We start from the raw sequence: 22,927 nt of genomic DNA, 5'->3' as shown, positions 1-22,927 counted from the left end.
GGCAGTAAAAATCCAACTGGACGCCATACCATGGCCATAGGAGTGAGGCTGTCCCGCGCCGGCAGGCACATCGCCAGATACCGTGAAATAATCACGGTACTGGTGCGCTACGGCCTGGCGGACTGGGCCCACCGGGTGGAGTTCGATTTCGCCCGCGAAATACTGCAGCGAGGCTCCCCCAGGGAGCTTTTGAACCTTTCCACCGAGGAACGTATCCGCCTCGCCCTCATCGAGCTTGGGCCCACGTTCATCAAGTTCGGCCAGATACTCTCCGTGCGGCCGGACATCGCCGGGATACCCCTCTCCGAAGAGTTGAAAAAACTCCAGGCCGACGTGGACGCGGACCCATACGATTTGGTCAAAAACGTCATCGAATCGGAACTGGGCAAAAGCGTGGAGGACGTTTTTGACAAGTTCGAGCCCAAGGCCGTGGCATCCGGGTCCATCGGGCAGGTCCATGTGGCATGGCTTAAGACGGGCGAGAAAGTGGCCGTGAAAGTGCGCCATCCGGGCATTGAAAAAATGATAGCCACGGATATGGAGATATTGCTGGACATCGCGTCGTTCCTGGAGTCCTACGTGGAGGAATCGCGCCATTTCCGGCCAAAGGAAACCGTGGCCCAGTTTGCAAGGACCCTCACCCGCGAGATGGATTTCCAGAGAGAGGCGCGCAACATAGCCAATCTGGCCGATGACCTTTCCGGCGACCCTTCTGTCAAGATACCGAAGGTTTACGATGACCTGACCTCTTCCAAAACGCTGGTGATGGAATGGCTGGACGGAACGTTCTTAAGCAGGCCGGACGAGCTTTTGAAAAAAGGGGTTGACCTGCAGCGGATCGCCGAGAAGGTGGCGAGGATATACCTGGCGATGATCTTCGGGACAGGGTTCTACCACGCCGATCCGCACCCCGGCAACATCCTTGTCACCGAGGACGGCAAAGTGGCGCTGCTGGACTTTGGAATGGCCGGAAGGCTTTCAGCGCGGATACGTGAGTACATCGAGGAACTTGTTCCGGCGGTGATTTCAGGCGACTCTGACAGGCTTGTCAGGATAATTGTGAAGATCGGATCGCTCCCTCCGGATTTCGACCAGAGCGCCCTTGGAACGGAACTTGCCGATTTCATATCCTACTATGGGGCAATCCCTGTCGCCAGCCTGCGGCTTTCAGACGCGCTCAACGAGGCCATTTCCATCATCCACAGGCGGCACATCATCCTTCCGGCGGAAGCGGTGATGCTCATGAAAACACTGGTGACGCTGGAGGGGACGAACAGGGCGCTGGAACCGAAGTTCAGCCTGGTGTCGCTAATCAAGCCCTACGAAAGGAGCTTCGGGGCGGCTATCTCCTCACCTCTGCGGAAATTAAACAAGGCGCGCAGGATGGCGGAGTCGATGCGGGACTTCCTGGAATACGTGCCGCCGGCCATGGTGGACATACTTGAGCGGTTCCGCAAGGAGACGCTTGAGATACACATGGAGCACCGGGGGCTGGAGCATTCGGCAAACAGGCTTGTGTTCGGCATACTGACGGCGGCCCTTTTCGTGGGTTCCTCGATGGTTTTAAGCGCCGGGGTGCCGCCGAAGATATTAGGCCTTTCGGCGCTTGGGATGTTGGGATATGCGGTGTCGCTTTTTATGGGATTACGCATTTTATGGGCGATAATGGTGTCAGGAAGGCTTGAGTGACGGTCGTTAATAAATCCGGCTAAAAGGAGGGCTTATGTTTGAAATCCTGAAAGATGCGGCGAAAATCGGAGTGGGCGCCTTGTGGCTGTCCAAGGAAAACCTTAAAAAGCTCACGGACAACCTTGCGGAAGCGGGCAAGGCCAGCAAGGAAGAGGGTGAGCGGCTTTTTAAGGAGATGGAAACGGCGGGCGAGGACCATCGCAAAAAACTGACCGAGTTCATTGACACGGCGGTGAAAAAATCGCTGGACAAGGCTGGGCTTGCCACCAAGGCGGAGGTGGAAGACCTCAAGAAAAAGATAGCCGAGATGCAAGCGATGATGGGGAGCGGGTCGTAACCTGCGTGAAACGGACAGCCCGGCGGGCCGTGTCAGCCGGCCCGTTTCCAGCCGATGACGGCGGAGACTGATTTGCGGGGGATCATTATGTTCGTTTCCGTGAGCTTGACGCCGATCCGTTCCGCTTCGGCCATTTTCAACACCTGCGGCTGGTTCTCCAGCCCCCAGTCTCCATAGCCGGGGGAGAACCGCATAGTTTCAACATACCCGGCTTTTTTTATTTCCCTCGCTATACGCTCGTCCACCCTTTCGGCCATGTAGTCGGCCATCCATCCGCCTATCATTTCCAGGGTGAACGCTTCCGTAAGTTCTCCGCTGTTTTGCAGGCGCTCGACCTCGCTTTCCAGCTTTGGCCCGATGGTGCAGGCCAGCAGCGTCGCGTGATCGCATTCGGCCAGCAGCTTGATCATATGTTTCCCCCTGAAAACACCGCTGAAGCCCTCACATTCCACCTCTTCGCCATGCACACCGTTCAGGGCGTATGTTTTGAACACTCCTTTGCCCTCGATAAGAGAGTAGGCTTTGTCTATCCCCCTTTTGATGGCGGCGGCGAGCGGCCTTTCAGTGATTTCGTCCAGCGACTTGATATGCGGGATCTTCATTTCACGCAAAACGCGCAACGGGTCTATGTTAAATGGGATATTTTCGATGAGGATCGCTTTTTTCATCGGCATGGCTTCTAATATATCACAGCCTGATTTTTATATAATCCAGGGTTTAACTAAGGCCTGATGGCAAAATATCCCCTTTTATTTCAAAACATTGCGCAGGCATTGACATTTCATCCAAATAGCGTTTAAATTTAATCAGATAGAAAGAGCCGTGAGGAAACTTTCCAGCGCGCCATGCGGCTTTGCAAGCTACATGGAATAAGCAGGGTTTGCTCCAATAAGGAGAAAACAAAATGGCGGTTGGAAGGATGGTCAATTCACCTTTAGTTCAGGCGCGTGAGGAGTTTGCGCTTCAAGCGAAGGTCAAGGAAGCCAAGGTTCTTGGCCCGGAAGGGGCTAGGACTGACATAATCCAAAAACTCGCGCTCACCGCCCAGCCCAGCCGCAAACAGATAAACGCCGCGGCCACTCCCGCTCCCAAGAAAGACGACGGCAAAGGGATCAGCGCCGCCGCTCCGGCAAAAAAAGAGACCAAACTTGGGGCGGCCGCCGCAAAAACCCAGACCACGAAGACGCAAGCGGCAAAGCCGCAGGGGGCAAAGCCTGAGACCAAGTCCTTCGCCACCCCCACGTTGACCCCGGCAAGCCAGGCGAATATCGCCAACGTTTACAGCGGGAGCGACGGATTCAAGGCTGTGGCGTAAGATTAAAGCTCCCCTTGGAGGCTGGCCGTATTACGCGGCCTTTTTTATTTCTTCCCTTCCCATCCGCATAAATCATAAATTGGGCATTCCCCGCATCGCGGTTTTTTCGCCTGGCAGAATTCGCGCCCGAAATGGATCATCCGCAGCGAAAATCCGGTCCAGTCCTTTTTCGGCACGGAGTCCATAAGCTCGATCTCTATCTTCTCCGGCGTCTTCTCTTTTGCGATTCCGAGCCGTTGGGAGACGCGCCCCACGTGCGTGTCCACCACCACCCCCGGCACACCGAACGCCGCGCCTAGCACCACATTGGCGGTCTTGCGCCCCACGCCGTGAAGGCTGGTCAACTCCTCCATCGTGGAGGGGACTTTTCCGCCATGTTTTTCCACTATGTCCCCGCTACACGCTTTCAATGATTTTGCCTTGTTCTTGTAAAACCCGGTGGACCGTATGTCCTCCTCCAGTTTTTCAATGGGGGCGGCGGCGTAGTCCTTCGCCGTCCGGTATTTTTTAAAAAGCGTTTTGGTGACCATGTTCACCCGTTCGTCCGTGCACTGGGCCGACAATATGGTGGCCACCAGCAATTCCAGCGGAGTGGAAAAATCGAGGCTCGTTTTCGCGTCTGGATACCTCTTCTTTAAAACGGCGTCAACTTTGACCGCCAAATCCTTAATCTTCATTTTTTTCTCCGCTCAAGTTCTTTCTCAATCTTGTCCGGGGCCATTGTGTTGAACACGTCTCCTTTTTCAAGCCAGCCTTTCCGGGCGGCGGCCACCCCCCATGCCACGTCCGCAAGGCCGCTTACCCTGTGGGCGTCTGGATTGACGGATATCTTCACCCCTGCGTCCTTCGCAAGCTTCATCACGCGCCAGTCTATGTCCAGCCTGTGGGGATTGGCGTTAAGTTCGATTATCACATCATGTTTCGCGCAGGCTTCGATAACTTTTCCCATGTTCACAGGATATCCGTCCCTTGCCAGCAAAAGCCTTCCGGTGGGGTGGCCGAGCATGGTGGTGAACGGATTTTCGATGGCCCGGACTATCCGCTCCGTCATCTTTTTTTCGTCCATGTTGAATCCGGAATGGACCGATGCGATGACAAAATCGAGCTTCGCCAAAACCTTGTCCGGATAGTCCAACGACCCGTCGTTGAGAATGTCCGACTCCACCCCCTTGAACACCCGGAATCCGGAAAGTTTTGCGTTCACCTCGTCTATTTCGTCCCCCTGCTTTTCCAGTTCGTCAATCGAAAGCCCCCCTGCGTAGGCTGCCGTGCGGGAATGTTCTGATATCCCCAGATATTTGCTCCCCATCTTTTTGCATGCGGCCGCCATGTTCTCCAGCGTGTCCACCCCGTCGCTGGCCACCGTGTGGGCGTGGAATATTCCGGTTATATCGCCGGGTTCGACGAGTTTTGGGATGCGCCCTTTTTCCGATTCATCAATCTCGTCAATCCCTTCCCGAAGCTCCGGCGGGATATAGGCAAGCTTTAGCGCCGCGAATATCTCCTCCTCATCGCCGCACGCGATCAGCTTTTCACCCCGGAACACGCCGTATTCGTTCATCTTCAGCCCCATGGCCTTGGCGCGTGACCGCATCAGGGTGTTGTGTTCCCGGCTGCCGGTGAAGTGATGCAGAGCGAAAGGGTATTGAGCGTCGTCCACCACGCGCAGGTCCACCTGGAAGCCGGATTCAAGCCGGATGGACGATTTTGTGGGGCCCTGCCCGATGATTTCGGCAACGCCGGGGGCTTTCACGAACCTATCCATAACTTTCTCGGGATTTTGCGACGACGCCACGATATCAATGTCCTTCACCGTCTCCAACCCCCTGCGGACGCTGCCGGCAAGTTGGGCTCTTTTGACCGCCGGGCCTTTGAGCACCCATTCGATAACAGGTCCAGCGGCGGCGAAGGCTTCCGGCGCCAGACGCCTCCCGGCGAATTTTGTGACGTTCTTGATCCCCTTGATGATATTTTCCTGGCTCTTGGCGCCGAACCCGGAAAGTTCCACAAGCCTGTTTTCGTTGCAGGCGTATTCCAGCTCGCGGATTGTGGTCACTCCAAGCTTGTCCCACAGCGCCTTGGCTTTTTTCGGCCCCAGTCCCGGGATTTTAAGGATATCAAACAGCCCGGCGGGGACTTTTTTACGAAGCGCTTCAAGCTCCGGCAGCGCTCCTGCGGCGGCGAAGGTCTTTATCTTTTCGGCGATGTGCGATCCGATCCCCTTGATGTCGGTCAGATGATCCCCTGCCATGATTTCGTCCAGATCGCCGGGCAGGGTCTCGATGGCCCGGGCGGCGCTCTGGTGTGCTTTGACCTTGAAAGGGTTTTCGCCGAGAATGTCCAGAATCACGGCGATCTCGCTGAGCATTGCGGCTACGGCTGATTTTTCCATGAATCGCAATTCACCGGGCTGTTTTTATGATTATGTTAACATCCGGAATGGAAAAAGCGGGCGGAAGAAGCTGCAGCGGGCTTTTAATCTGGCGTCCGCAAGAAAATACGCAAAACGTCCTCTTTCTGGTCTATCCTATAAAGACATTCTTGCAAGGCGTTTGACTTAAAAAATGGCATTGGACAAGTTCAAGGAAGAATGCGCCGTGATGGCCGTGTATGGCCACCCGGAAGCGGCCAACCTTGCCTATCTGGGCTTGTACTCGCTCCAGCACCGGGGACAGGAGTCTGCCGGCATAGTGTCATCGGACGGGATCCGCCATTACGCCGAGATCGGCATGGGGCTCGTCTCCGAAATTTTCGACTCATCCATGATAGACAACCTCAAGGGTACAATGGCCATCGGCCACAACAGGTATTCCACCCAGGGGGAGTCGGAAATTAAGAACGCCCAGCCGATTTACATTTCATACCACAGCGGCCCGCTGGCCCTGGCGCACAACGGCAACCTGATAAACGCCAAGTCCATAAGGGAGGAGCTGGAAAGAAACGGCTCCATATTCCGCTCCACCATGGACTCTGAGGTGATAATCCACCTTATCGCCATGAGCAGGAAACAGCGCCTGCTAGACCAGGTGGTGGACGCCCTTTCGCACGTGAAAGGGGCGTATTCGCTGGCGATCATGAGCGCGGGGGAGATAATCGCGGCGCGGGACCCGCACGGTTTCCGCCCCCTTGTTATGGGCAGGCTCGGCCAATCGTATGTTTTCGCCTCGGAGACCTGCGCCTTCGACCTGATAGACGCGAAGTTCATCCGCGAGGTTGAACCGGGCGAGGTGATATTGGTCAACGAGGAAGGGGTCTTCAGCCATTTCCCCTTCCAGCGCCAGCCAAGGCGGCACTGCATATTCGAATACATATATTTCGCCAGGCCGGACTCCGACGTGTTCGGCGCCAACGTTTACGCCGTGCGCAAAAGGTTCGGCCGGGCGCTGGCCGTTGAATCGCCGGTTGACGCTGATTACGTGATCCCGGTGCCGGACTCCGGGATAGGGGCGGCGCTGGGATTCGCCAAACAGTCCGGAATACCTTTTGAAAAAGGGATTATCCGCAACCATTACGTCGGGCGCACGTTCATAGAGCCGGCGCAGTCGATCCGCCATTTCGGGGTGAAAATAAAGCTCAATCCGGTGCGGGAGCTTATAGAGGGGAAGCGGGTGATTCTGGTGGACGATTCAATAGTCCGCGGCACCACCTCCCGAAAGCTTGTCCGCATGGTGCGCGAAGCCGGGGCCAGGGAGGTGCATATGCGCATATCCTCCCCGCCCACCACCCATTCGTGCTTTTACGGGATAGACACCCCGGCCCGTTCAGACTTGATCGCCGCCACCTACGGGGTGGAGGACATAAGAAAATTCCTGGCGGCCGACTCGCTGGCCTATCTTTCCATGGAAGGTATGCTCAACGCCCTGAAGGGGCGGGGTGAGGACTTTTGCAAGGCGTGTTTCAACGGAGAATATCCCGTCACAACACCGGCGATAGAGGCGCAACTGATGCTTTTGGACGAGACACCGGAGCCGCGCGGAATCGCCGGTTGACCGGCTTCCTGTTTGGATTACCTTTCAACCCGTTTCTGCCATTATGGACGAAATTCTGATTGCGGCGGCCATCCTCGTGTCCGGGGCTGCGTGGCTTTTCCGGTCATTGGGCCCTGGCGCCAAAATCCGCAAACTTCTGGGCGCGGCCGCCGATGGGGATATGTCCACCGCCCGGGAGATGATGGACAAAGGCACCGGCATCAACGCGAAACTGCAGAACGGTTCCTCCCCGCTGCTGGCCGCCGTGGAACACGGTAAGCTTGAGATGGCGCGGTACCTTATGATGCACGGCGCAACGCCGGACATCACCAACCTGTATGGCGAGACGCCACTGATGCGGGCCGTCACCTCCGACCAGCCGGACATGGCGCGCGAACTTATAGCGATGGGGGCAAATCCCGGCGCGAAGAACATCTATGGCGAAACGGCGCTGCTGATGGCCGCCGAGTTCGGCATGGACGACATCGTGCGGCTCTTGCTGGACAAGGGGGCGGCAGTGGACGCGCCGGATGACGAGGGATGGACCCCTTTAATGGGAGCTGCCTTGAACAGCGAGGAGCGGGTGGCGGTGGATCTGCTTAACAAAGGGGCCAACGTCAACGCCCAGGACGAATTAGGCATTACCCCCCTTCACGCCGCCGCGGAAGGAGGGGACGCGGACATGATCCGGATGCTTTTGGCCAACGGGGCGAACCTGCGGGCCAAGAACATCGCCGGGAAAACCCCGCACGACATCGCCGTGTCCAAAGGAAACGAGGAGGCGGCCCGGCTGCTCGAATCCGCAAAGGGATGACCGGAGGCCGCCTGCTTCATTTCAATTCAGCGCGTAAACGGAGCCGTCCTCGCTTCCGGTGATAATCATCCCGTCGAGAATCGCCGGGGAGGTGCGCACTTCCTTTCCAGTCTGGTACCGCCAAAGTTCCTTGCCGGTGGCCAGCTCCAGCGCATATATGTGCTTGTCCCCGCTGCCGAAATATACCACACCTCCGGCTATGGTAGGGGCTGAATCGACCCTGTACTTCGTTTTCACCTTCCACTTTTCGGCGCCTGTGGCCGCGTCCAGGGCGTAAAGGTATCCGTCCCAGCTGCCGGCTATCACAAAGCCATTGAACACCGCCGGGGAAGAATAGACGTTATGCCCGGCATTGAATTTCCAAACTTCCTTGCCGGTGGCCGCGTCCACGCCGTATATATGCTTGTCGGCGGCTCCGAAATACACCATCCCCCCCGCCACAGCCGGGGAGCTGTCCACGTCCTTTCCGGCCTTGAAGCGCCATATCTCCTTGCCGGACTTTGCGTCGAGAGCGTAAACATGGCTTGATCTGCCGCCGAAGAACACCACCCCGCCGGAGACGGCTGGAGACGATGTGACCGTCCCGTTTGCGTCGAACCGCCAGTTTATTTTCCCTGTCCGCGCGTCCGCCGCGTACATAGTCCCCTTGTAATCGCCGAAATACACGACCCCGTCCACCACCGCAGGTGAAGAGGCCACCTCCGCCTCGGCGTCAAACTTCCATAGCCCGGCGCCTGATTTTGCGTCCAGCGCATACAAAAAGCCATCGCCGCAGCCTATATAGACCACCCCGTCCGCCACCGCCGGGGAGGAGACAAACCACCCTCCATACATCCTCGAACTCTTAAAGCTCCATTTAAGCTCTCCGGATTGGGCGTCCACGGCGTACATCCTGCCGTCGCCAGCCCCAAAATAGGCAATCCCGTCCGCCACCGCCACGCTGGAGTATATCCATAGGGAGCCGGTATACTTGTTTAACAGAGAGCCTGCGGTGAACTTCCATTTTAGGCCGTTGAGCTTTGCAAGGCCCGTGTGGTTGTACACGCCGTTGCGTTCGCTCCCACCGCGGTACATCGCCTCTCCGGCGGAGGTTATTTTGCGCCCCGTGTCGCCGGTAAAACTCCCCTGCGAAGCGCCGCCGGAGCATCCCGCCAAAAAGGCAGCCACCAGGCATGCCGTGATCACCCTGCATTTTCCCATCTTGATAGCACCGCCTTCGTTTAAAGTAAGGCTCACATTATAGACGTCTTTTCGCCGCCGCTTCCACTTTTACGGGGGGCATGATGTATAATCATTTTCTTTTTTATTGATGGAGCGGTTTCAGACATGGAACAGACGGCCCGCAATCCGTGGCAGACGTACTACATGGTCGTAAGCGCCACAGCCCTGGCCACGGCTTTCTTCACGGCGGTGTTCTATCTGTTCATGCCCGGAGCGTCCTACCTGTTCGTGATACTGCTGCTGACATTCAACCCGATGTTCCTCACATTCGGGGTGGCGTTAATAATCATCCGCGGGCATTACCCGGTATCAATCGTGAACATCGCGTCGGCTTTCGCGGGGATGGTGGCGAGCAGCATTCCCGCCTTTATAACCGGTGACGCGGACCAGAACGCGAGCGACTGGGAGATAGCGTACACCGGCGCGTCGCTTTCAGCGGCGGTATTCCTCGTGATGCTGGCGGCCACGGCGTTAAACCTTCGCGCGGGACGGAACAAATGACCGAACAGGATGTGACCCCCAAAAAAGAAGTTTATCTGATCATCATTCTGGTGATGTTCATGGGCGCCCTGGTCGCCGCGGTGATCGTGGTGCGGGGATTCTGGAACGTGCAGGACACTACGAGGCGGGAGTTCGTCCCGGGCTCGCTGACGATGAAGATCGACGAGCCTGGCCGCTATTACGTTTACCACGAACACAAAAGCATCATTAAGGGCGAATCAATAATCGCAAAGCCAGGTTTCCCGGCGGGATTCTCTTTTTCCGTGAAAGACCCGGCGGGCAATTCGGTCATAGTGTATCCGAACAAGCTTCTCAAGTATTTCATGGGTGGCATGGAGGGAGTAAGCCACGGCTATTTTGACGCGGCCGCGGCGGGCGTTTACATGGTCAACGTGTCGTCTTCAACGCCGGTCAATCCGGGCGAACGTTTCGTGATGAGCGCCGGGGGAAACGTCCCCGCGCTCACAAACAAGGCGTTTATCAACGGGGTGGACACGTTCCTGGCCACCATGGCGCTGTCCATCCTGCTGTGGACGGCCATATTCGCCGCGAGGCGCATAGCCAAAAAGAAAATTTACGCCAAGATTGAATCCGCGAAAGTGCAGGCCAATCTCAAGGAGTTGGCCAGGCAAAACGCCCCCACCTCCCCTGAAAGCGAGGCGGCGGCCCTTTACATGAAAACGAAGAAGAAGAAAAAGAAGAAGTGACGGGGCTGGTCAGTCCCCTTCTTCCTCAAGCCCTTGCTCTTCCCATCGGCCGCCGGCCCGCTCCGGCGCCAGCGCCACCGTTATCTCCCCCCTCGCCGCGCCGCTTTTTTCGATCCTGTCCGCCACTTGTGAAACGCGCCCCCTGATAAACTCCTCGTGCACTTTGGTCATCTCCCGGGCCACGCACACCATCCTCTCGCCAATATATCCGGCGATATCACGCAGCGTCTTTACTATCCGGTGGGGCGATTCGAGGAACACCACCGTCCTCTTCTCGTCTTTCCAGGACTCGATGATGGTCTTGCGCCCCTTTTTCCTTGGAAGGAATCCCTCGTAAACAAAACGGTGTGACGGAAAACCCGACGCGGCCACCGCCATCACCGGCGACGAGGCTCCCGGTATGGGGCATATCCTGGCCCCGATGCGTACGGCGGCGGACACCAGCGCATAGCCGGGATCGCTTATCCCCGGAGTTCCCGCGTCGGAAATGAGCGCCACCGACAGGCCGTCTTGCAGCGCCCGTTCAAGCTCCGGGGTCCGTCTTTCCACATTGTGGGCATGGTATGAGACAAGCTTTTTGGGGCTCACGCCGAACCGCTCAAAAAGTATCCTGGAATGGCGCGTGTCCTCGGCGGCGACAACATCGGCAAGCTTCAATGTGTCCACCCCCCTTGGCGTCATGTCCGAAAGGTTGCCGATGGGCGTGGCCACAAGGTACAGGATTCCAGGCGCGCTGTTTTCCTCTTTCATTCAAAGCTCCTCACTTCGGCCAGGCTTGCGTCCAGATATATCCGCACAGAAGTCTTTCCCTGAATCTCCACAAGCAGTGAAATCGTGTCTCCCGGTTTGTGGACGCCATTGTAGACCTCTTTGGATCCGGAAGCGTTGTCACGGGTTATCGTAACCTTGGACTGGCCGCGCCCCTTTGGAATGGTGTAATACAGGATGTTGTACGACTCCGGCTTTCCGCCTCCGCTTCCCGGGCCTTCCGAGACTGTTAGCGTGACAAAAGACCCGGCCTCCGAACGCGCCCCCGCCCTGGGCTCCTGCTTTGTCACCGTCCCCGGTTCCCTGCCCCCTCCAGTTTCATGCAGAACTTTCCCAACCTTGAGCCCCGCCCGGCCCAGCTTTTCCATGGCTTCAGAAAGCTTGCCGCCGGTGAAGTCTGGAGTGATTATGTACTCGGGCTCCGGCCCGGCCGAAACAAGCATCGCGACGCTTCCCCCTTTGCTTATCTCCACCTGCGCGCCCGGCCGGGTTTTCAGCACGGTCCCCTCCGGCTTTTCCGAGTATATAGAAAGCTTCCTGACCATCTTGATCCCGTTGCGCGCCAGTATCGCCTCCGCACGCTCCACCGACGATCCGGCCACATCCGGGGTGACAACGCTTTTGGCTCCCCTGCTCACCACCACTTTGACATCGCGCCCTTTTTTCACCGGCTCGCCGGGAATAGGGTCTTGGCTTACAACATGGTCCTTGGGGATAAGTGGATCGTCCTCAAGCCCCGTGACGCGAAGGTACAGCCCGTATTTGTCCAGCGTCTCCAGCGCCGCGATTATGCCTTTGCCGCGAAGGTCTGGCGTGTCCACCGTCTCGCCCCCTCCCGCCATCGCAAGCCGCATCACCAGAATCCCGCTGACCACGGCGACGGCCAGCAGAAGCGCGAATGCCTGGAGGTATTCCGCCGCCTTGCTCATTTTGCCCGGACAAGACGCGCCGCGAAAAATCCGTCCATCCCCTTTTGCCCCGGCAGGATCAGGATGTCCCCTTTTTGCGTGATGAATTCGGCCAGATCGGGACGCTTTGACTTTATATTGTCTCTTTTGAACCGCCTGTCGCCGGAAAGGAAACGTTCCACCTGCTCTTCTCCCTCCTCAGGCTCGATGGAGCAGACGGAATAGACCATCACGCCGCCAGCCGCCAGTTCCACCGCGGCGCGGCCCAGCATGGCAAGCTGCAATTTGGCCATTTCATGCACAAGCTCCAGCCCCTTGTTCCATTTCCCTTCCGGATGTCGCCTGAAAAGCCCGGAGCCGGAGCAGGGGGCGTCTATATATATCGCTCCAAACCGGGCCTTCACCGGCCATGGGGATGCCGCGTCCGTGGCGACGGCCTTCACGTTGGCGATCCCCTGCCGCCTCATGTTCGTTTTAAGGTGTGAAAGTTTTAGAAACGAATTGTCCATGGCCACAATTTTGCCGTCCCTGATACGCGACGCAAAAAAGCCTGTCTTGATCCCCTTGCCGCAGCAAATGTCCGCGGAAAGGCCGTTTTCCGCCGGTTCGAGCAGGCTTGCGGCGATCATGGAGGCGCCGTCCTGAGGCTGGACATGCCCCTGCATGAAAAACGGGGAACGCGGGGTGATCTTCCCCTTGGTCAGCCGGTATGCGTTTTCCACGTATTCGAACTTTTCCGCCGCGATCCCCCATTCGGCGAATTTCTTTTCGATTTCTCCGGCCGCATGTTCTCTCACGTTCAAACGGAAAAAGACGGGCGCCTGCTTCTGCGACCCGGCCAATATCGTCTCCGCCCCCTTCTCGCCGTATTTTGCGGCCCAGCGTTTCACCATCCAGTCCGGAAATGAATATTTGACCGCAAGCCTCTCGCGCGGCGGCGCCTTTTTGGGAACTATGGACTCGGCCATCTCCATCACCGTCCGGCGCTTCTTGTTCAATCCGAATTTACGGATGATCCCCCGCAGCACGCCGTTGACAAATCCGGTGGATGGCCTTGTGCTGGAGGCGGAACGGGCCAGGTTGACAGACTCGTTGACCGCCGCGGAGACCGGCACCTTTGTCAGCACCGTCATCTGGACTAGGCCCAGCCTGAGAATGTCCAGAACGTAAGGATCAATGGCCTTCACCGGCCGGCCGGAAGCCCCCTGGATGATTTCGTCAAGCCCCCGGCGCCACCTTACGACGCCGTAAACAAGCTCGGAAACGAAGGCCCTGTCGCGATCTTCCATCTTTTCTTTGGCCAGATGGGATTCCAGCACAGGCTCCAGCCGAGCCCCTTTCTGGCTCGCTTTGTGGAGTATTTTGAGCGCTGTCAGCCTTGGCAGGTCGGTCAAGGGATAATCTTAAGGTTGGATGCGGTTGATATAAGCCTAGCCCGGCGGCCAGCCCATGGGCCTGCCGCCGAGCAGGTGGAAATGCACATGAAAAACGGACTGCCCCGCCTCAAGGCCGGTGTTTGTGACAATCCGGAATCCCTTTTTGTCCAGCCCGCGCTGGCGCGCTATGTCGTTGGCGGCGAGAAATATCTCGCACAACAGCGAAGCTTCGTCTTTCGAGAAAGCCAGGCTCGACTCGATGTGCCTTTTGGGCACAATCAATATATGTGCAGGCGCCTGTGGATGGATGTCTTCGAACGCAAAGATCGTGTCCGTCTCCATCACCTTTTTCGACGGTATCTCACCCGCCGCTATCTTGCAGAATATGCATGCGCTCATGTTTGTGATTGTATATCATGGCGGTTATCGGGGGCAACCCGCAGGTGGCATAACAAGTTTAAAGGACGGTTCCAAAGATGCGACGAACGATATTGGCCATAATAGCGCCGCTGATGGCGGTCTTTCTTTCAGGCTGCGGCTACAACACCTTCCAGGCCACCGACGAGCAGATCAAGGCCAGTTGGTCGGAAGTGATAAACCAGTACCAGCGCAGGGCCGACCTTATCCCGGGGCTTGTGAACACGGTGAAAGGATACGCCGCCCATGAAAAGGATGTGCTGACCCAGGTGACCGAGGCGAGGGCGAAGGTGGGCTCCATCCAGGCCACCCCGGAGCTTGTGAACAACGAGCAGGCGTTCCAGAAGTTCCAGGCGGCGCAGACTGAGCTCAAATCGGCCATATCCCGGCTTTTGCTGGTGGCTGAAAATTATCCGCAGTTGAAAGCCGATGGCGCGTTCCGCGATTTCCAGGCGCAGCTTGAGGGGACGGAAAACCGCATCGCCGTCGCCCGCAACAGGTACATCAAGGCCGTGCAGGAATACAACACTTCGGTCCGCACCTTCCCGAACAACCTTACGGCGATGGTATTCGGATACACGGTGAAGCCAAACTTCGCGGTGGAGAACGAGAAGGAAATTTCACATGCGCCCAAGGTGGAGTTTGGCGGGGGAAAGTAAAACAGCGATGAGCCATGCCGCCATCGCCTCCTGGTGATCTGATGAAGCATGCTTTGTTTCTTGCCCTGCTGCTCACCTTCGCCTCCCCTGCGATGGCCGACATGGCCATACCTCCGCTCAAATCACCGGTCACAGACGTGGGGGGGATACTGACCCGGGCGCAACGGGACGAGCTGAACCGGACGCTAAAGGACTTTGAACGGCGCAAAGGGAGCCAGCTGGCTGTGCTCACCGTACCCACCACAAAGCCGGAGACCATAGAGCAATACTCCATCCGCGTGATGGAAAAATGGAAACTTGGCCGCAAGGGAATAAACGACGGCGTCCTGCTGCTAGTCGCCGCGCAGGACAGGACGCTTCGCATCGAGGTGGGCTACGGCCTTGAAGGGGCATTGCCGGACGCCATCGCAAAACGGATCACAAGCGAAATCATCGTCCCACGTTTTAAACAGGGGGATTTCGGCGGCGGCGTCATCGAGGGGACTCGCGCCATCATGCAAGCAGCCTCCGGAGAAAACCTCCCTGCTCCGCAACCGCGTCACGCCACTGGCACGCAAGGTGACGATGATATGTTCTGGTTTCTCGCCTTGTCCGTTGGTGTACCGATACTTTTCATAATCCTTTCTGTGTTCAAATTCACTCGCCACGTCAGGCGAAGGCCGGGGGCAATCTCACGTCGCGGCCTGGGGAGTGACAACAGCACCACTTACACAAGCTTTCCGGACAGCGGAAGCTCCAGCGGCGATTCGGGCGGAAGTTCCGGGGGCGATTCGTTTTCCGGCGGTGGCGGAGAATCGGGGGGAGGCGGCTCGTCGGACAGTTGGTGAGCCGTGAAATGCCCGATCGGCCGCCAAATTCGGGATACAATACTGGCGAACCGTAACGGAAAGGTATTCCTATGAGCATAAAAGAAAAACTGACCGAAGACATGAAAACGGCGATGAAGGCCAAGGATGCGCTGAAGCTGTCCACCATCCGCATGGTCACAAGCGCGATCAAGAACAAGGAAATAGACCTTCGCCATCCGCTCACCGACGGCGAGGTGGAGGCTGTGATCGGAACCGCCATCAAGCAGCGGCGAGATTCGGCGGAGCAATACAGGGCCGGCGGCAGGAACGAACTTGCGGAGAAGGAAGAGGCGGAGATAGTTATCCTTATGACCTATCTGCCGGAGCAGCTTTCCGAAGAGCAGGTGAAAAATCTCGTCGCCGAGGCAATCGCCGAAACACAGGCCTCCGGCGCGAATGACATGGGCAAGGTGATGAAGGCCCTTATGCCCAAGACCAAGGGGAAGGCCGATGGCGCGGTGGTCAACCGCCTTGTGAAAGAGGCGTTGGGAGGCTAGTCCGGCCCAATCGCCGGAAATATCCCGAAACAGCGCATGGGCCAGATACCCGATCACGTGATAGAGGAAGTCCGCCGCCGGGCGGACATTGTGGAGGTGATCTCCGGCTATCTGCCCTTGAAAAAAAGCGGGGCCAATTTCCGCGCCCTTTGCCCGTTTCACCAGGAAAAGTCCCCCTCCTTTAACGTCAATCCGCAACGGCAGATATTCCACTGCTTCGGCTGCGGCGAGGGGGGGAATGTGATCTCCTTCGTGATGAAACGGGAGGGGATCGCGTTCCCGGAGGCGGTTAGGTTCCTTGCGAAAAGATACGGCGTGGCGGTCCCGGAGACCGGGAAAAAAAGCGACTCTGCGCTCGAAGAGGTGTATGCCGTTGTGGAAGAAGCGGTGGAGTTCTATCACCAGACGTTGCTAAACGAAAACGCCGGTTCGCAGGTGAGGCGGTATCTGGCGAAAAGAGGGCTGCCGGATGAGATGATCGCAAAATTGAAGCTCGGCTGGGCGAAAGAGGAGTGGGACAGACTGGCCCTGCATCTGGGGCGCAAGGGTTTTTCCCAGGCGGTGATGGAAAAGGCGGGGCTTTGCAAACCATCTTCGCGGGGCAATTACATAGACCGGTTCCGGGCGCGCCTGTTGTTCCCCATATTCAGCCCCGGCGGCAAGGCGCTGGGTTTCGGCGGGCGGGTGTTGGAAGACAAGCCGGGCGAGCCCAAATACCTCAACAGCCCGGAAACTCCCATATATGTGAAGAATCGGCTCCTGTACGGCTTTCATCTTGGCCAGCAGGCGGCCCGGCGGGAAAACTCCATGATTGTAGTGGAAGGGTATATGGACCTGGCGGCGCTGCACCGGGCCGGGGTGGAAAACTGCGTGGCGGTGTCTGGCACTGCCTTCACCCCAGGGCAGGCGGAGCTTATCAAGCGGGTATGCGACAGGGTGACGTTACTGTTCGATTCGGACACGGCGGGGGTCACGGCGGCAAAGCGGAGCGGGCCCGTGCTGCTTGACCAGGGGATCAAGGTGCGGGTGCTCACCCTGGAAGGTTTCAAGGACCCGGATGAATATCTTCAAAAGAACGGTAAGGAGGAGTTTCAGGCGCTGGCCGCCAAGGCCCCGCCGTTCCATCAGTTCATCATGGACAACATCCTCAAGGGGGTGGACGTGAACGACATTGACGCCAAAGTGGCGGCGATTGACGAAATAGTAATAAGTTTCAAAGGAATTAAAGAAGAGATAGAGAGAAGCCATTACATACAATCGCTGGCGGACAGGACGAAGACCGACCCGAAACTTGTCCGCCAAAAGCTTGCAAAGGCCATGGGCAAGGCGGAGATGGAGCGGGTTCCGGTAAAACCGGCCGCGGGCAAACCTTCAAAACTATCACCCATACTCAACGCGGAGCGGGTCCTTTTGCGGGCGTTGATGTCCCATCCGGAATTTCTGGAGACCGCCGCCTATGGAGTCGGGGAAGATGAATTCTCCGATGCGGCCCACCGGGCGATATTCACTCTGATAAAAGACCTTTTCCTCAAAGGCGAACCGGCGGCGGCGGCGGACCTTCTAAACTCGGTTCAGGACGAAGAGGTGCGCCGCGCGGTCACCTCCATAATGCTCGACAGGGGGCTTGTTGACGAGGAGGTGATGGAGGCGGCGGCGCGCGATTGCGCGAAACGGCTCCGGGCGGACAAACCCAAACGCAAGGAGGCGATGGCGGACTTCACCGGCGCCGCTTTGAGAGGGGATAAAGAAGGGGCGGAAAAGGCGCAAAAAAAATATTTTGAAATACGGAAAAAAGAGATATGATGTGAGTTTACGTTTTCCCAAGGCTAAAGGAGACTGGTGGATGGGGAAAGCCGCGAAAACCGCTGGAATTGACAAGCTGATCGCGCGTGGCAAGGAAAAGGGCTTTTTGACCTACGAGGAGGTGAACAACTCCCTCCCCGGAGACCTGGTGGCGCCCGATAAGATTGAAGGTATCATGACGCGGTTCGACGAACTGGGAATCAGCGTTGTTGACTCGCCGGAAGCAGAGGGCCGCCCCAACGCCTTGAAAAAAGGCGAGTCCGGCTTTTTAGACAAGGGCGTAGCCGAAGGCGCTGAAGCCGAAGAGGAAAGCTTCGCCTCGTCAGAGGATCCCGTCCGGATGTACCTTAAGGAGATGGGTTCCATCTCCCTGCTCACCCGCGAGGGCGAGGTGGAGATCGCCAAGCGGATCGAAGCCGGGCAGAACGAGGTTATCAACGCCGTCATAAACTGCCCGATCACCATAAACGAGATCGTCTCCCTGGCCGACCAGGTGAAAAAGGAGGAGATTTCCCTCCAGACCTTCATCAACTGGGACGAACCAGCGGAGGAAACATCCGAGGCCAAGCTCAAGGCCGCCACCAAAAGGGTGATGGGGTTTGTCCGGCAACTTAAGACCGCCGGCGAAAAACACGCCGCGGTGAAGAAAAAACTGGGGCTTAAAAAGCTCACGGTAAAAGAACGCGAAAAGTACGCGAAGGAAGAGGGGAAGGTCCGCAAGACTATCGCCGATCTGATCAAGGACATCAAGCTGGACCCTTCGCGGATGGACGATATCATCGGCAAGATCACAGGCTTTGGCAGGTCTTGCGCCGCCTGGGAGCGGGTGATCATGGACGCCGAGGAGAAGCTTGGCCTGCGGGCCCCCCGGCGTGTGGAAGTGGTCCGCAAAAACGCCAAGAAAAAGGTGATCAGCGCCGAGCGCAAGGCGGAGCTTTCGGGCATCGTCTCCAACGCGCGCAAAGAGATAAAGAAGGTGGAGGCGGAGGCCGAAATTACTGTCAGCGAACTTAAGGCCACCATCGAGGCGATCACCCGCGGGTACATGAAAGAACGCGCCGCAAAGAAAGAACTGGCGGAGGCGAACCTGCGGCTTGTGGTGTCCATCGCGAAAAAGTACACGAACCGCGGCCTGCAGTTCCTGGACCTTATACAGGAAGGGAACATCGGGCTTATGAAGGCGGTGGACAAGTTTGAATACCGGCGGGGCTACAAGTTCTCCACATACGCCACATGGTGGATACGCCAGGCGATAACAAGGGCCATTGCCGACCAGGCGCGGACGATACGCATCCCGGTGCACATGATCGAGACGATAAACAAGCTCATCCGCACCTCGCGCCAGCTTGTGCAGCAGCTTGGGCGCGAGCCGACGCCAGAGGAGATCGCCGAGAAGATGAGCATGCCTGTGGACAAGGTCCGCAAGGTGCTGAAGATCGCCAAGGAGCCCATTTCGCTGGAGACCCCGATAGGCGAAGAAGAAGACAGCCATCTGGGCGACTTCATCGAGGACAAGAAGGTGATGAGCCCGATAGAGTCTGTTATCCGCACGAACCTGCGGGACCAGACGGCGCAGATACTGGCGACGCTTGGCAACCGCGAGGAGCGGGTGATACGCAAGCGCTTTGGCATCGGGATGGACTCGGAGCACACCCTTGAAGAAGTCGGGCAGGACTTCGAGGTGACGCGCGAGCGCATCCGGCAGATAGAGGCCAAGGCGTTGCGAAAGCTGCGCCACCCGAGCAGGTGCAAGAAGCTCCGCTCGTTCATCGAAAGCTAGGCTTCGGCGTTATAATTACTAAATAAGGCGGGGCGGCTGCCCCGTCTTGTCACGGTTTTGGTGGGGGCCCATAGCTCAACTGGTTAGAGCTTCCGGCTCATAACCGGGCGGTTCAAGGTTCGAGTCCTTGTGGGCCCACCAATTTCCCCTTTATGATGGCCAAATCAACTGGCCCAGCCCTCACACCGCTATCTCAAGATTTATCCGCGCATAGTTCACATGTGGCGCTGCTTCTTTGCGCCCCTTTGTGGCTCGCCGGACTGTTATAAGGCCGAGCCCTTCCAGGAGTGAAACATCGGTCAGCACGTTTTTCATGTGGCGGCTCGACAAGCGGGAAAGCTCTTGCATGCTTTTTGGATTGCGCTCCCGTATCAGGCGCAAAAGCTCAAGGCGTTTGGGAGTCAATGCTTTCCTGAAGCCTGCGAGGCTTTCAAAATATACTTTTTCCTCCGGCCGCACCCTCTCACCCCGTCCGATAGCTTCTCCTGCCATCGCAAATTCGTCCAGCGCGGATTTTGTGTTTTTAATTCCTATCTCCACTTTCATGGTTTTCCGCCCATTCACATCTTCCCCCCCAGTATCAATACTATCTCCGCCACGATAAGCAGCACGATGGAAAACTCCAGCACCACGTTGAAGGTCTCCATCTGGCGGTGGGAGACCATCTCGAACATTTTTTCCAGCAGCGCAAGCTTCTTGTCAACGGACTCGCGCCACCGTGTGTGGTACAGCTTTTTGGCGGCGATGGAATAGACCTTGGCCGAATACCAGTCGCCGAAAAGCTTTATGGAGTTGTCTATCGCCTCCAGTTCAAAAAGGCTCCGGGTGCGCACCTTGATGATGGACTTTAAAAATGTGGAAAGCCGGAACAGGTTCACCGTCTTGATGTCGCCGAACTGCTTGAAGCGGTCTATCTCCCGCGTGAGGTTTGCGTCCAGCGTCCTCAATGCGAGAAGCTGGATGTTGGCCAGTTCCAGCAGGGTCATGTTGTCCTCAAAGTCGCCGTTCTTGTCCAGCAGCAGGGCGCCGTCCCATTCGATCACGGTCAGGTCCTCCGTGTCGTACCGCAGGGAGCTTTGCAGCGTCTCGTTTATCTCCTCGGCCGCCAGCGTGGCTGATTCATCCTTTAATAGCTGGCTTACCAGCAGGCCGTTTTCAGAAAGGAACCGGTCGTAATCGCTGTATTCACACACGCAAAAGAACGTGTATTCCTCGTAATCGGCGCCGGGCGAATAATTCCTGGCGATTGAAAGTCCGCGCTCGTGCAGGGCGTTCTTGACGGCTTGCGCATGTGAACATGCGGCGGCGGCGAAATCAGTCTCCAGTTCCACCACCACAAAGGCCCCTTTAAAGGACTTCACCCTCGTGGCAACCGGCCTTTCAAGCGACGGCCAGGAGCTTTCTTCCTGGGAGATGATCTTGTATGTGGGCCAGTACGCCTCGTAGCTGGGGGAGCTTTTGGTGGACTTGAAGGCGATCTCCGCGCTGGCGGCGCTCTCCTGCCCTGTGGCAAGAACTATCGCGTGAACAAGCCGTCCTCGCATGATGACCACCCCCGAATTAAGCGGAGCGCGCAACGCCCCCGCTGATTGAATTGTATCCAATCATGGCCGGACTTTACCATCCTTGATTTCGTCTCCTTTTAAAAGATAAACTGGTTTAGGTGATGTCTTGCGCCATAAATTAAGGATCGAACCATGAGCGACAGCATAAATCTGACACCGGAAACCGTCGAGAAGGTTTATACGAAACTGGAGCAGACACTGGCGATGGTCCGTGGACGGCTTTCACGCCCCATGACCCTGGCGGAAAAGATACTGCTGGGGCACCTGGCAGATCCCGCCGGACAGGAATTGATCCCGGGCGCAAGCTACCTGAAACTCAATCCGGACAGGGTGGTGATGCAGGACGCCACCGCGCAGATGGCTCTTTTGCAATTCATGAGCGCCGGGATACCCAAAGTGGCCGTCCCAGCCACAGTCCATTGCGACCATCTTATCCGGGCGCATAAAGGCGCCGGGACGGACCTTGCCACCGCCACCTCCGAGAACGCCGAGGTGTATGATTTCCTGCGGACGGTCTCTTTAAAGTACGGCGTCGGGTTCTGGGAGCCGGGCTCTGGCATAATCCACCAGGTGGCGCTGGAGCGCTACGCTTTCCCCGGCCAGATGATGATCGGCACGGACTCCCATACGCCAAACGCCGGCGGGCTTGGGATGATCGCCATCGGCGCGGGCGGGGCGGACGCGGTGGACGCGCTGGCTGGGATGCCGTGGGAGACGCTTTATCCGAAAATCATCGGGGTGAAACTGACAGGGGAGTTGCACGGCTGGGCGGCGCCAAAAGACGTGATCCTGCATCTTGCCGGGATACTCACCACAAAGGGGGGGACGAACCGGATCATCGAGTATTTCGGCCAAGGTTGCGCCTCCATATCCTGCACAGGCAAGGCGACAATAACAAACATGGGGGCGGAGATCGGAGCCACCACATCAATTTTCCCTTATGACGACAGGATGCGGGTGTATCTTGCCGCCACAAGGCGCGGCTTTTGCGCGGAGGCGGCGGACCAGATCGCCCACCTTCTGCGGGCGGATCCGGAAACTCTGGACGATCCCGAAAACTATTACGAACGGGTGATCGAGATAGATCTGGACGAACTGGAGCCTCAATTGACGGGGCCGCACACGCCGGACTTGGTCCGCCCGGTGTCGCTGATGGCCGAGGAGGCGCGCTCCGCCGATTACCCGGTGAAACTTTCGGCGGCGCTGATTGGCTCGTGCACAAACTCATCGTACGAGGACATAGCGCGGGCGGCGGACGTGGCGGAACAGGCCGCGGCGATGGGATTGAAAGCTGCCGTCCCATTCCTTGTGACCCCCGGCTCGCGCCTCATAAAATCCACCATAGAGCGCGACGGGCAGATGAAATCGTTCGAGAAAATCGGCGGGACCGTGCTGGCCAACGCCTGCGGCCCGTGCATCGGCCAATGGCGCCGGGACGAGATGGGCAAGGACACGCCAAACTCGATAGTCACCTCCTACAACCGCAATTTCCCGAAACGCAACGATGGAAGCGCCGCCACCCGGGCGTTCATTTCAAGCCCGGAGATAGTCATTGCATACGCTTTGGCGGGGACTCTTTCATTCAATCCGCTGACGGACGAACTTAAGTCGCACGGGGAAAGTGTCCTAAACTTAGTTGAAACGAAGGTATGACCTCACCTGCTACCATGTTTTTGAACGAAAACAACGGAAAGCAAGGAGGTCACATGAAAAGAGTAAACGGTAACGGGAAAACTGGCAAGGGAAGAATGGAT

The 22,927-nt window shown here is 57.4% G+C and carries 23 protein-coding genes and 1 tRNA gene; 14 read left to right on the top strand and 10 right to left on the bottom strand.

All coding sequences use genetic code 11. From position 1 onward, the window contains the following. The first annotated feature begins 30 nt into the window (after positions 1-30). On the top strand, positions 31-1,689 hold the full coding sequence (locus tag HZB29_00260; GenBank protein ID MBI5814026.1) for a phosphotransferase: 1,659 nt from the start codon (positions 31-33) through the stop codon (positions 1,687-1,689). 34 nt (positions 1,690-1,723) lie between these two features. After that, entirely contained in the window at positions 1,724-2,026 is a 303-nt protein-coding gene (locus HZB29_00255; protein MBI5814025.1) for a hypothetical protein, read from the top strand. A gap of 32 nt (positions 2,027-2,058) precedes the next feature. On the opposite strand, the gene HZB29_00250 is transcribed toward HZB29_00255, so the two are convergent. Continuing rightward, positions 2,059-2,694, bottom strand: coding sequence for a hypothetical protein (locus HZB29_00250; protein MBI5814024.1), 636 nt, complete (start codon positions 2,692-2,694; stop codon positions 2,059-2,061). A 236-nt stretch (positions 2,695-2,930) separates the two neighbouring features. On the opposite strand from HZB29_00250, the gene HZB29_00245 reads away from it, so the two are divergent. After that, on the top strand, positions 2,931-3,341 hold the full coding sequence (locus tag HZB29_00245) for a hypothetical protein (GenBank protein ID MBI5814023.1): 411 nt from the start codon (positions 2,931-2,933) through the stop codon (positions 3,339-3,341). 44 nt (positions 3,342-3,385) lie between these two features. On the opposite strand, the gene nth is transcribed toward HZB29_00245, so the two are convergent. Both nth and polX read right to left on the bottom strand, forming a co-directional pair. After that, on the bottom strand, positions 3,386-4,018 hold the full coding sequence (gene nth, locus HZB29_00240) for an endonuclease III (protein ID MBI5814022.1): 633 nt from the start codon (positions 4,016-4,018) through the stop codon (positions 3,386-3,388). Further along, positions 4,015-5,733 carry a DNA polymerase/3'-5' exonuclease PolX gene (gene polX, locus HZB29_00235; GenBank protein MBI5814021.1) on the bottom strand — a complete coding sequence of 573 codons (1,719 nt, stop codon included), beginning with the start codon at positions 5,731-5,733 and terminating at the stop codon, positions 4,015-4,017. Before polX ends, nth begins: the two co-directional genes overlap by 4 nt. A 172-nt stretch (positions 5,734-5,905) precedes the next feature. Here polX and HZB29_00230 point away from each other — a divergent pair, with 172 nt between their 5' ends. Continuing rightward, positions 5,906-7,330 carry an amidophosphoribosyltransferase gene (locus HZB29_00230; GenBank protein ID MBI5814020.1) on the top strand — a complete coding sequence of 475 codons (1,425 nt, stop codon included), beginning with the start codon at positions 5,906-5,908 and terminating at the stop codon, positions 7,328-7,330. 43 nt (positions 7,331-7,373) lie between these two features. Further along, on the top strand, positions 7,374-8,123 hold the full coding sequence (locus HZB29_00225; protein MBI5814019.1) for an ankyrin repeat domain-containing protein: 750 nt from the start codon (positions 7,374-7,376) through the stop codon (positions 8,121-8,123). 21 nt (positions 8,124-8,144) lie between these two features. On the opposite strand, the gene HZB29_00220 is transcribed toward HZB29_00225, so the two are convergent. Next, complete coding sequence (locus tag HZB29_00220; GenBank protein MBI5814018.1) at positions 8,145-9,323, bottom strand: PQQ-binding-like beta-propeller repeat protein; 1,179 nt, start codon at positions 9,321-9,323, stop codon at positions 8,145-8,147. Positions 9,324-9,449: 126 nt separating this feature from the next. On the opposite strand from HZB29_00220, the gene HZB29_00215 reads away from it, so the two are divergent. After that, positions 9,450-9,845 carry a hypothetical protein gene (locus HZB29_00215; protein ID MBI5814017.1) on the top strand — a complete coding sequence of 132 codons (396 nt, stop codon included), beginning with the start codon at positions 9,450-9,452 and terminating at the stop codon, positions 9,843-9,845. Continuing rightward, positions 9,842-10,552 (top strand): hypothetical protein, encoded by a 711-nt coding sequence (locus HZB29_00210; protein MBI5814016.1) that lies wholly within the window; start codon positions 9,842-9,844, stop codon positions 10,550-10,552. The genes HZB29_00215 and HZB29_00210 overlap by 4 nt, the downstream gene beginning before the upstream one ends. Before the next feature lie 9 nt (positions 10,553-10,561). On the opposite strand, the gene rsmI is transcribed toward HZB29_00210, so the two are convergent. Genes rsmI through HZB29_00190 form a run of 4 tightly spaced genes read right to left on the bottom strand, consistent with a single transcriptional unit; the run spans position 10,562 to position 14,003 of the window. Beyond that, complete coding sequence (gene rsmI, locus HZB29_00205; GenBank protein ID MBI5814015.1) at positions 10,562-11,302, bottom strand: 16S rRNA (cytidine(1402)-2'-O)-methyltransferase; 741 nt, start codon at positions 11,300-11,302, stop codon at positions 10,562-10,564. Then, entirely contained in the window at positions 11,299-12,249 is a 951-nt protein-coding gene (locus HZB29_00200; GenBank protein ID MBI5814014.1) for a PASTA domain-containing protein, read from the bottom strand. The genes rsmI and HZB29_00200 overlap by 4 nt, the downstream gene beginning before the upstream one ends. Next, positions 12,246-13,622 carry a 16S rRNA (cytosine(967)-C(5))-methyltransferase RsmB gene (gene rsmB / locus HZB29_00195; protein ID MBI5814013.1) on the bottom strand — a complete coding sequence of 459 codons (1,377 nt, stop codon included), beginning with the start codon at positions 13,620-13,622 and terminating at the stop codon, positions 12,246-12,248. The genes HZB29_00200 and rsmB overlap by 4 nt, the downstream gene beginning before the upstream one ends. 36 nt (positions 13,623-13,658) lie before the next feature. Next, complete coding sequence (locus HZB29_00190; GenBank protein MBI5814012.1) at positions 13,659-14,003, bottom strand: histidine triad nucleotide-binding protein; 345 nt, start codon at positions 14,001-14,003, stop codon at positions 13,659-13,661. Positions 14,004-14,080: 77 nt separating this feature from the next. Between HZB29_00190 and HZB29_00185 the strand changes: the two genes are divergently transcribed. From HZB29_00185 to HZB29_00160, 6 genes are all read left to right on the top strand, one after another. Next, the gene (locus HZB29_00185; GenBank protein MBI5814011.1) at positions 14,081-14,680 is read left to right on the top strand and encodes a LemA family protein; all 600 of its coding nucleotides are present in this window, start codon (positions 14,081-14,083) and stop codon (positions 14,678-14,680) included. Positions 14,681-14,721: 41 nt separating this feature from the next. Next, positions 14,722-15,507 (top strand): TPM domain-containing protein, encoded by a 786-nt coding sequence (locus HZB29_00180; protein ID MBI5814010.1) that lies wholly within the window; start codon positions 14,722-14,724, stop codon positions 15,505-15,507. Positions 15,508-15,578: 71 nt separating this feature from the next. After that, positions 15,579-16,025 carry a GatB/YqeY domain-containing protein gene (locus tag HZB29_00175; protein MBI5814009.1) on the top strand — a complete coding sequence of 149 codons (447 nt, stop codon included), beginning with the start codon at positions 15,579-15,581 and terminating at the stop codon, positions 16,023-16,025. Between the two features lie 36 nt (positions 16,026-16,061). Next, positions 16,062-17,828 carry a DNA primase gene (locus tag HZB29_00170; GenBank protein ID MBI5814008.1) on the top strand — a complete coding sequence of 589 codons (1,767 nt, stop codon included), beginning with the start codon at positions 16,062-16,064 and terminating at the stop codon, positions 17,826-17,828. Between the two features lie 40 nt (positions 17,829-17,868). After that, positions 17,869-19,608: an RNA polymerase sigma factor RpoD gene (rpoD, locus tag HZB29_00165; protein MBI5814007.1), complete on the top strand. Its 1,740-nt coding sequence runs from the start codon at positions 17,869-17,871 to the stop codon at positions 19,606-19,608. 64 nt (positions 19,609-19,672) lie between these two features. After that, positions 19,673-19,749: transfer RNA gene (locus HZB29_00160), tRNA-Ile, on the top strand. Between the two features lie 39 nt (positions 19,750-19,788). Here the strand turns inward: HZB29_00160 and HZB29_00155 are convergent. Together HZB29_00155 and HZB29_00150 are read right to left on the bottom strand one after the other, a co-directional pair. Next, the gene (locus tag HZB29_00155; protein ID MBI5814006.1) at positions 19,789-20,154 is read right to left on the bottom strand and encodes a hypothetical protein; all 366 of its coding nucleotides are present in this window, start codon (positions 20,152-20,154) and stop codon (positions 19,789-19,791) included. 14 nt (positions 20,155-20,168) lie between these two features. Continuing rightward, positions 20,169-21,152: a hypothetical protein gene (locus tag HZB29_00150; GenBank protein ID MBI5814005.1), complete on the bottom strand. Its 984-nt coding sequence runs from the start codon at positions 21,150-21,152 to the stop codon at positions 20,169-20,171. Between the two features lie 153 nt (positions 21,153-21,305). Here HZB29_00150 and HZB29_00145 point away from each other — a divergent pair, with 153 nt between their 5' ends. Continuing rightward, entirely contained in the window at positions 21,306-22,826 is a 1,521-nt protein-coding gene (locus HZB29_00145; protein MBI5814004.1) for a hypothetical protein, read from the top strand. Positions 22,827-22,927 lie beyond the last annotated feature (101 nt).

This window comes from Nitrospinota bacterium, assembly GCA_016235255.1.
Lineage (GTDB): Bacteria > Nitrospinota_A > UBA7883 > UBA7883 > JACRLM01 > JACRLM01.
The sequence above is the reverse complement of the archived record's forward strand: the minus strand, read 5'-3'. Positions and strand labels throughout refer to the sequence as shown.

Coding starts and splice junctions, on each gene's coding strand:
- HZB29_00260 (MBI5814026.1), top strand. CDS start 31: ATGGCCATAGGAGTGAGGCTGTCCCGCGCCGGCAGGCACATCGCCAGA.
- HZB29_00255 (MBI5814025.1), top strand. CDS start 1,724: ATGTTTGAAATCCTGAAAGATGCGGCGAAAATCGGAGTGGGCGCCTTG.
- HZB29_00250 (MBI5814024.1), bottom strand. CDS start 2,694: ATGAAAAAAGCGATCCTCATCGAAAATATCCCATTTAACATAGACCCG.
- HZB29_00245 (MBI5814023.1), top strand. CDS start 2,931: ATGGCGGTTGGAAGGATGGTCAATTCACCTTTAGTTCAGGCGCGTGAG.
- nth (MBI5814022.1), bottom strand. CDS start 4,018: ATGAAGATTAAGGATTTGGCGGTCAAAGTTGACGCCGTTTTAAAGAAG.
- polX (MBI5814021.1), bottom strand. CDS start 5,733: ATGGAAAAATCAGCCGTAGCCGCAATGCTCAGCGAGATCGCCGTGATT.
- HZB29_00230 (MBI5814020.1), top strand. CDS start 5,906: ATGGCATTGGACAAGTTCAAGGAAGAATGCGCCGTGATGGCCGTGTAT.
- HZB29_00225 (MBI5814019.1), top strand. CDS start 7,374: ATGGACGAAATTCTGATTGCGGCGGCCATCCTCGTGTCCGGGGCTGCG.
- HZB29_00220 (MBI5814018.1), bottom strand. CDS start 9,323: ATGGGAAAATGCAGGGTGATCACGGCATGCCTGGTGGCTGCCTTTTTG.
- HZB29_00215 (MBI5814017.1), top strand. CDS start 9,450: ATGGAACAGACGGCCCGCAATCCGTGGCAGACGTACTACATGGTCGTA.
- HZB29_00210 (MBI5814016.1), top strand. CDS start 9,842: ATGACCGAACAGGATGTGACCCCCAAAAAAGAAGTTTATCTGATCATC.
- rsmI (MBI5814015.1), bottom strand. CDS start 11,302: ATGAAAGAGGAAAACAGCGCGCCTGGAATCCTGTACCTTGTGGCCACG.
- HZB29_00200 (MBI5814014.1), bottom strand. CDS start 12,249: ATGAGCAAGGCGGCGGAATACCTCCAGGCATTCGCGCTTCTGCTGGCC.
- HZB29_00190 (MBI5814012.1), bottom strand. CDS start 14,003: ATGAGCGCATGCATATTCTGCAAGATAGCGGCGGGTGAGATACCGTCG.
- HZB29_00185 (MBI5814011.1), top strand. CDS start 14,081: ATGCGACGAACGATATTGGCCATAATAGCGCCGCTGATGGCGGTCTTT.
- HZB29_00180 (MBI5814010.1), top strand. CDS start 14,722: ATGAAGCATGCTTTGTTTCTTGCCCTGCTGCTCACCTTCGCCTCCCCT.
- HZB29_00175 (MBI5814009.1), top strand. CDS start 15,579: ATGAGCATAAAAGAAAAACTGACCGAAGACATGAAAACGGCGATGAAG.
- HZB29_00170 (MBI5814008.1), top strand. CDS start 16,062: ATGGGCCAGATACCCGATCACGTGATAGAGGAAGTCCGCCGCCGGGCG.
- rpoD (MBI5814007.1), top strand. CDS start 17,869: ATGGGGAAAGCCGCGAAAACCGCTGGAATTGACAAGCTGATCGCGCGT.
- HZB29_00155 (MBI5814006.1), bottom strand. CDS start 20,154: ATGAAAGTGGAGATAGGAATTAAAAACACAAAATCCGCGCTGGACGAA.
- HZB29_00150 (MBI5814005.1), bottom strand. CDS start 21,152: ATGCGAGGACGGCTTGTTCACGCGATAGTTCTTGCCACAGGGCAGGAG.
- HZB29_00145 (MBI5814004.1), top strand. CDS start 21,306: ATGAGCGACAGCATAAATCTGACACCGGAAACCGTCGAGAAGGTTTAT.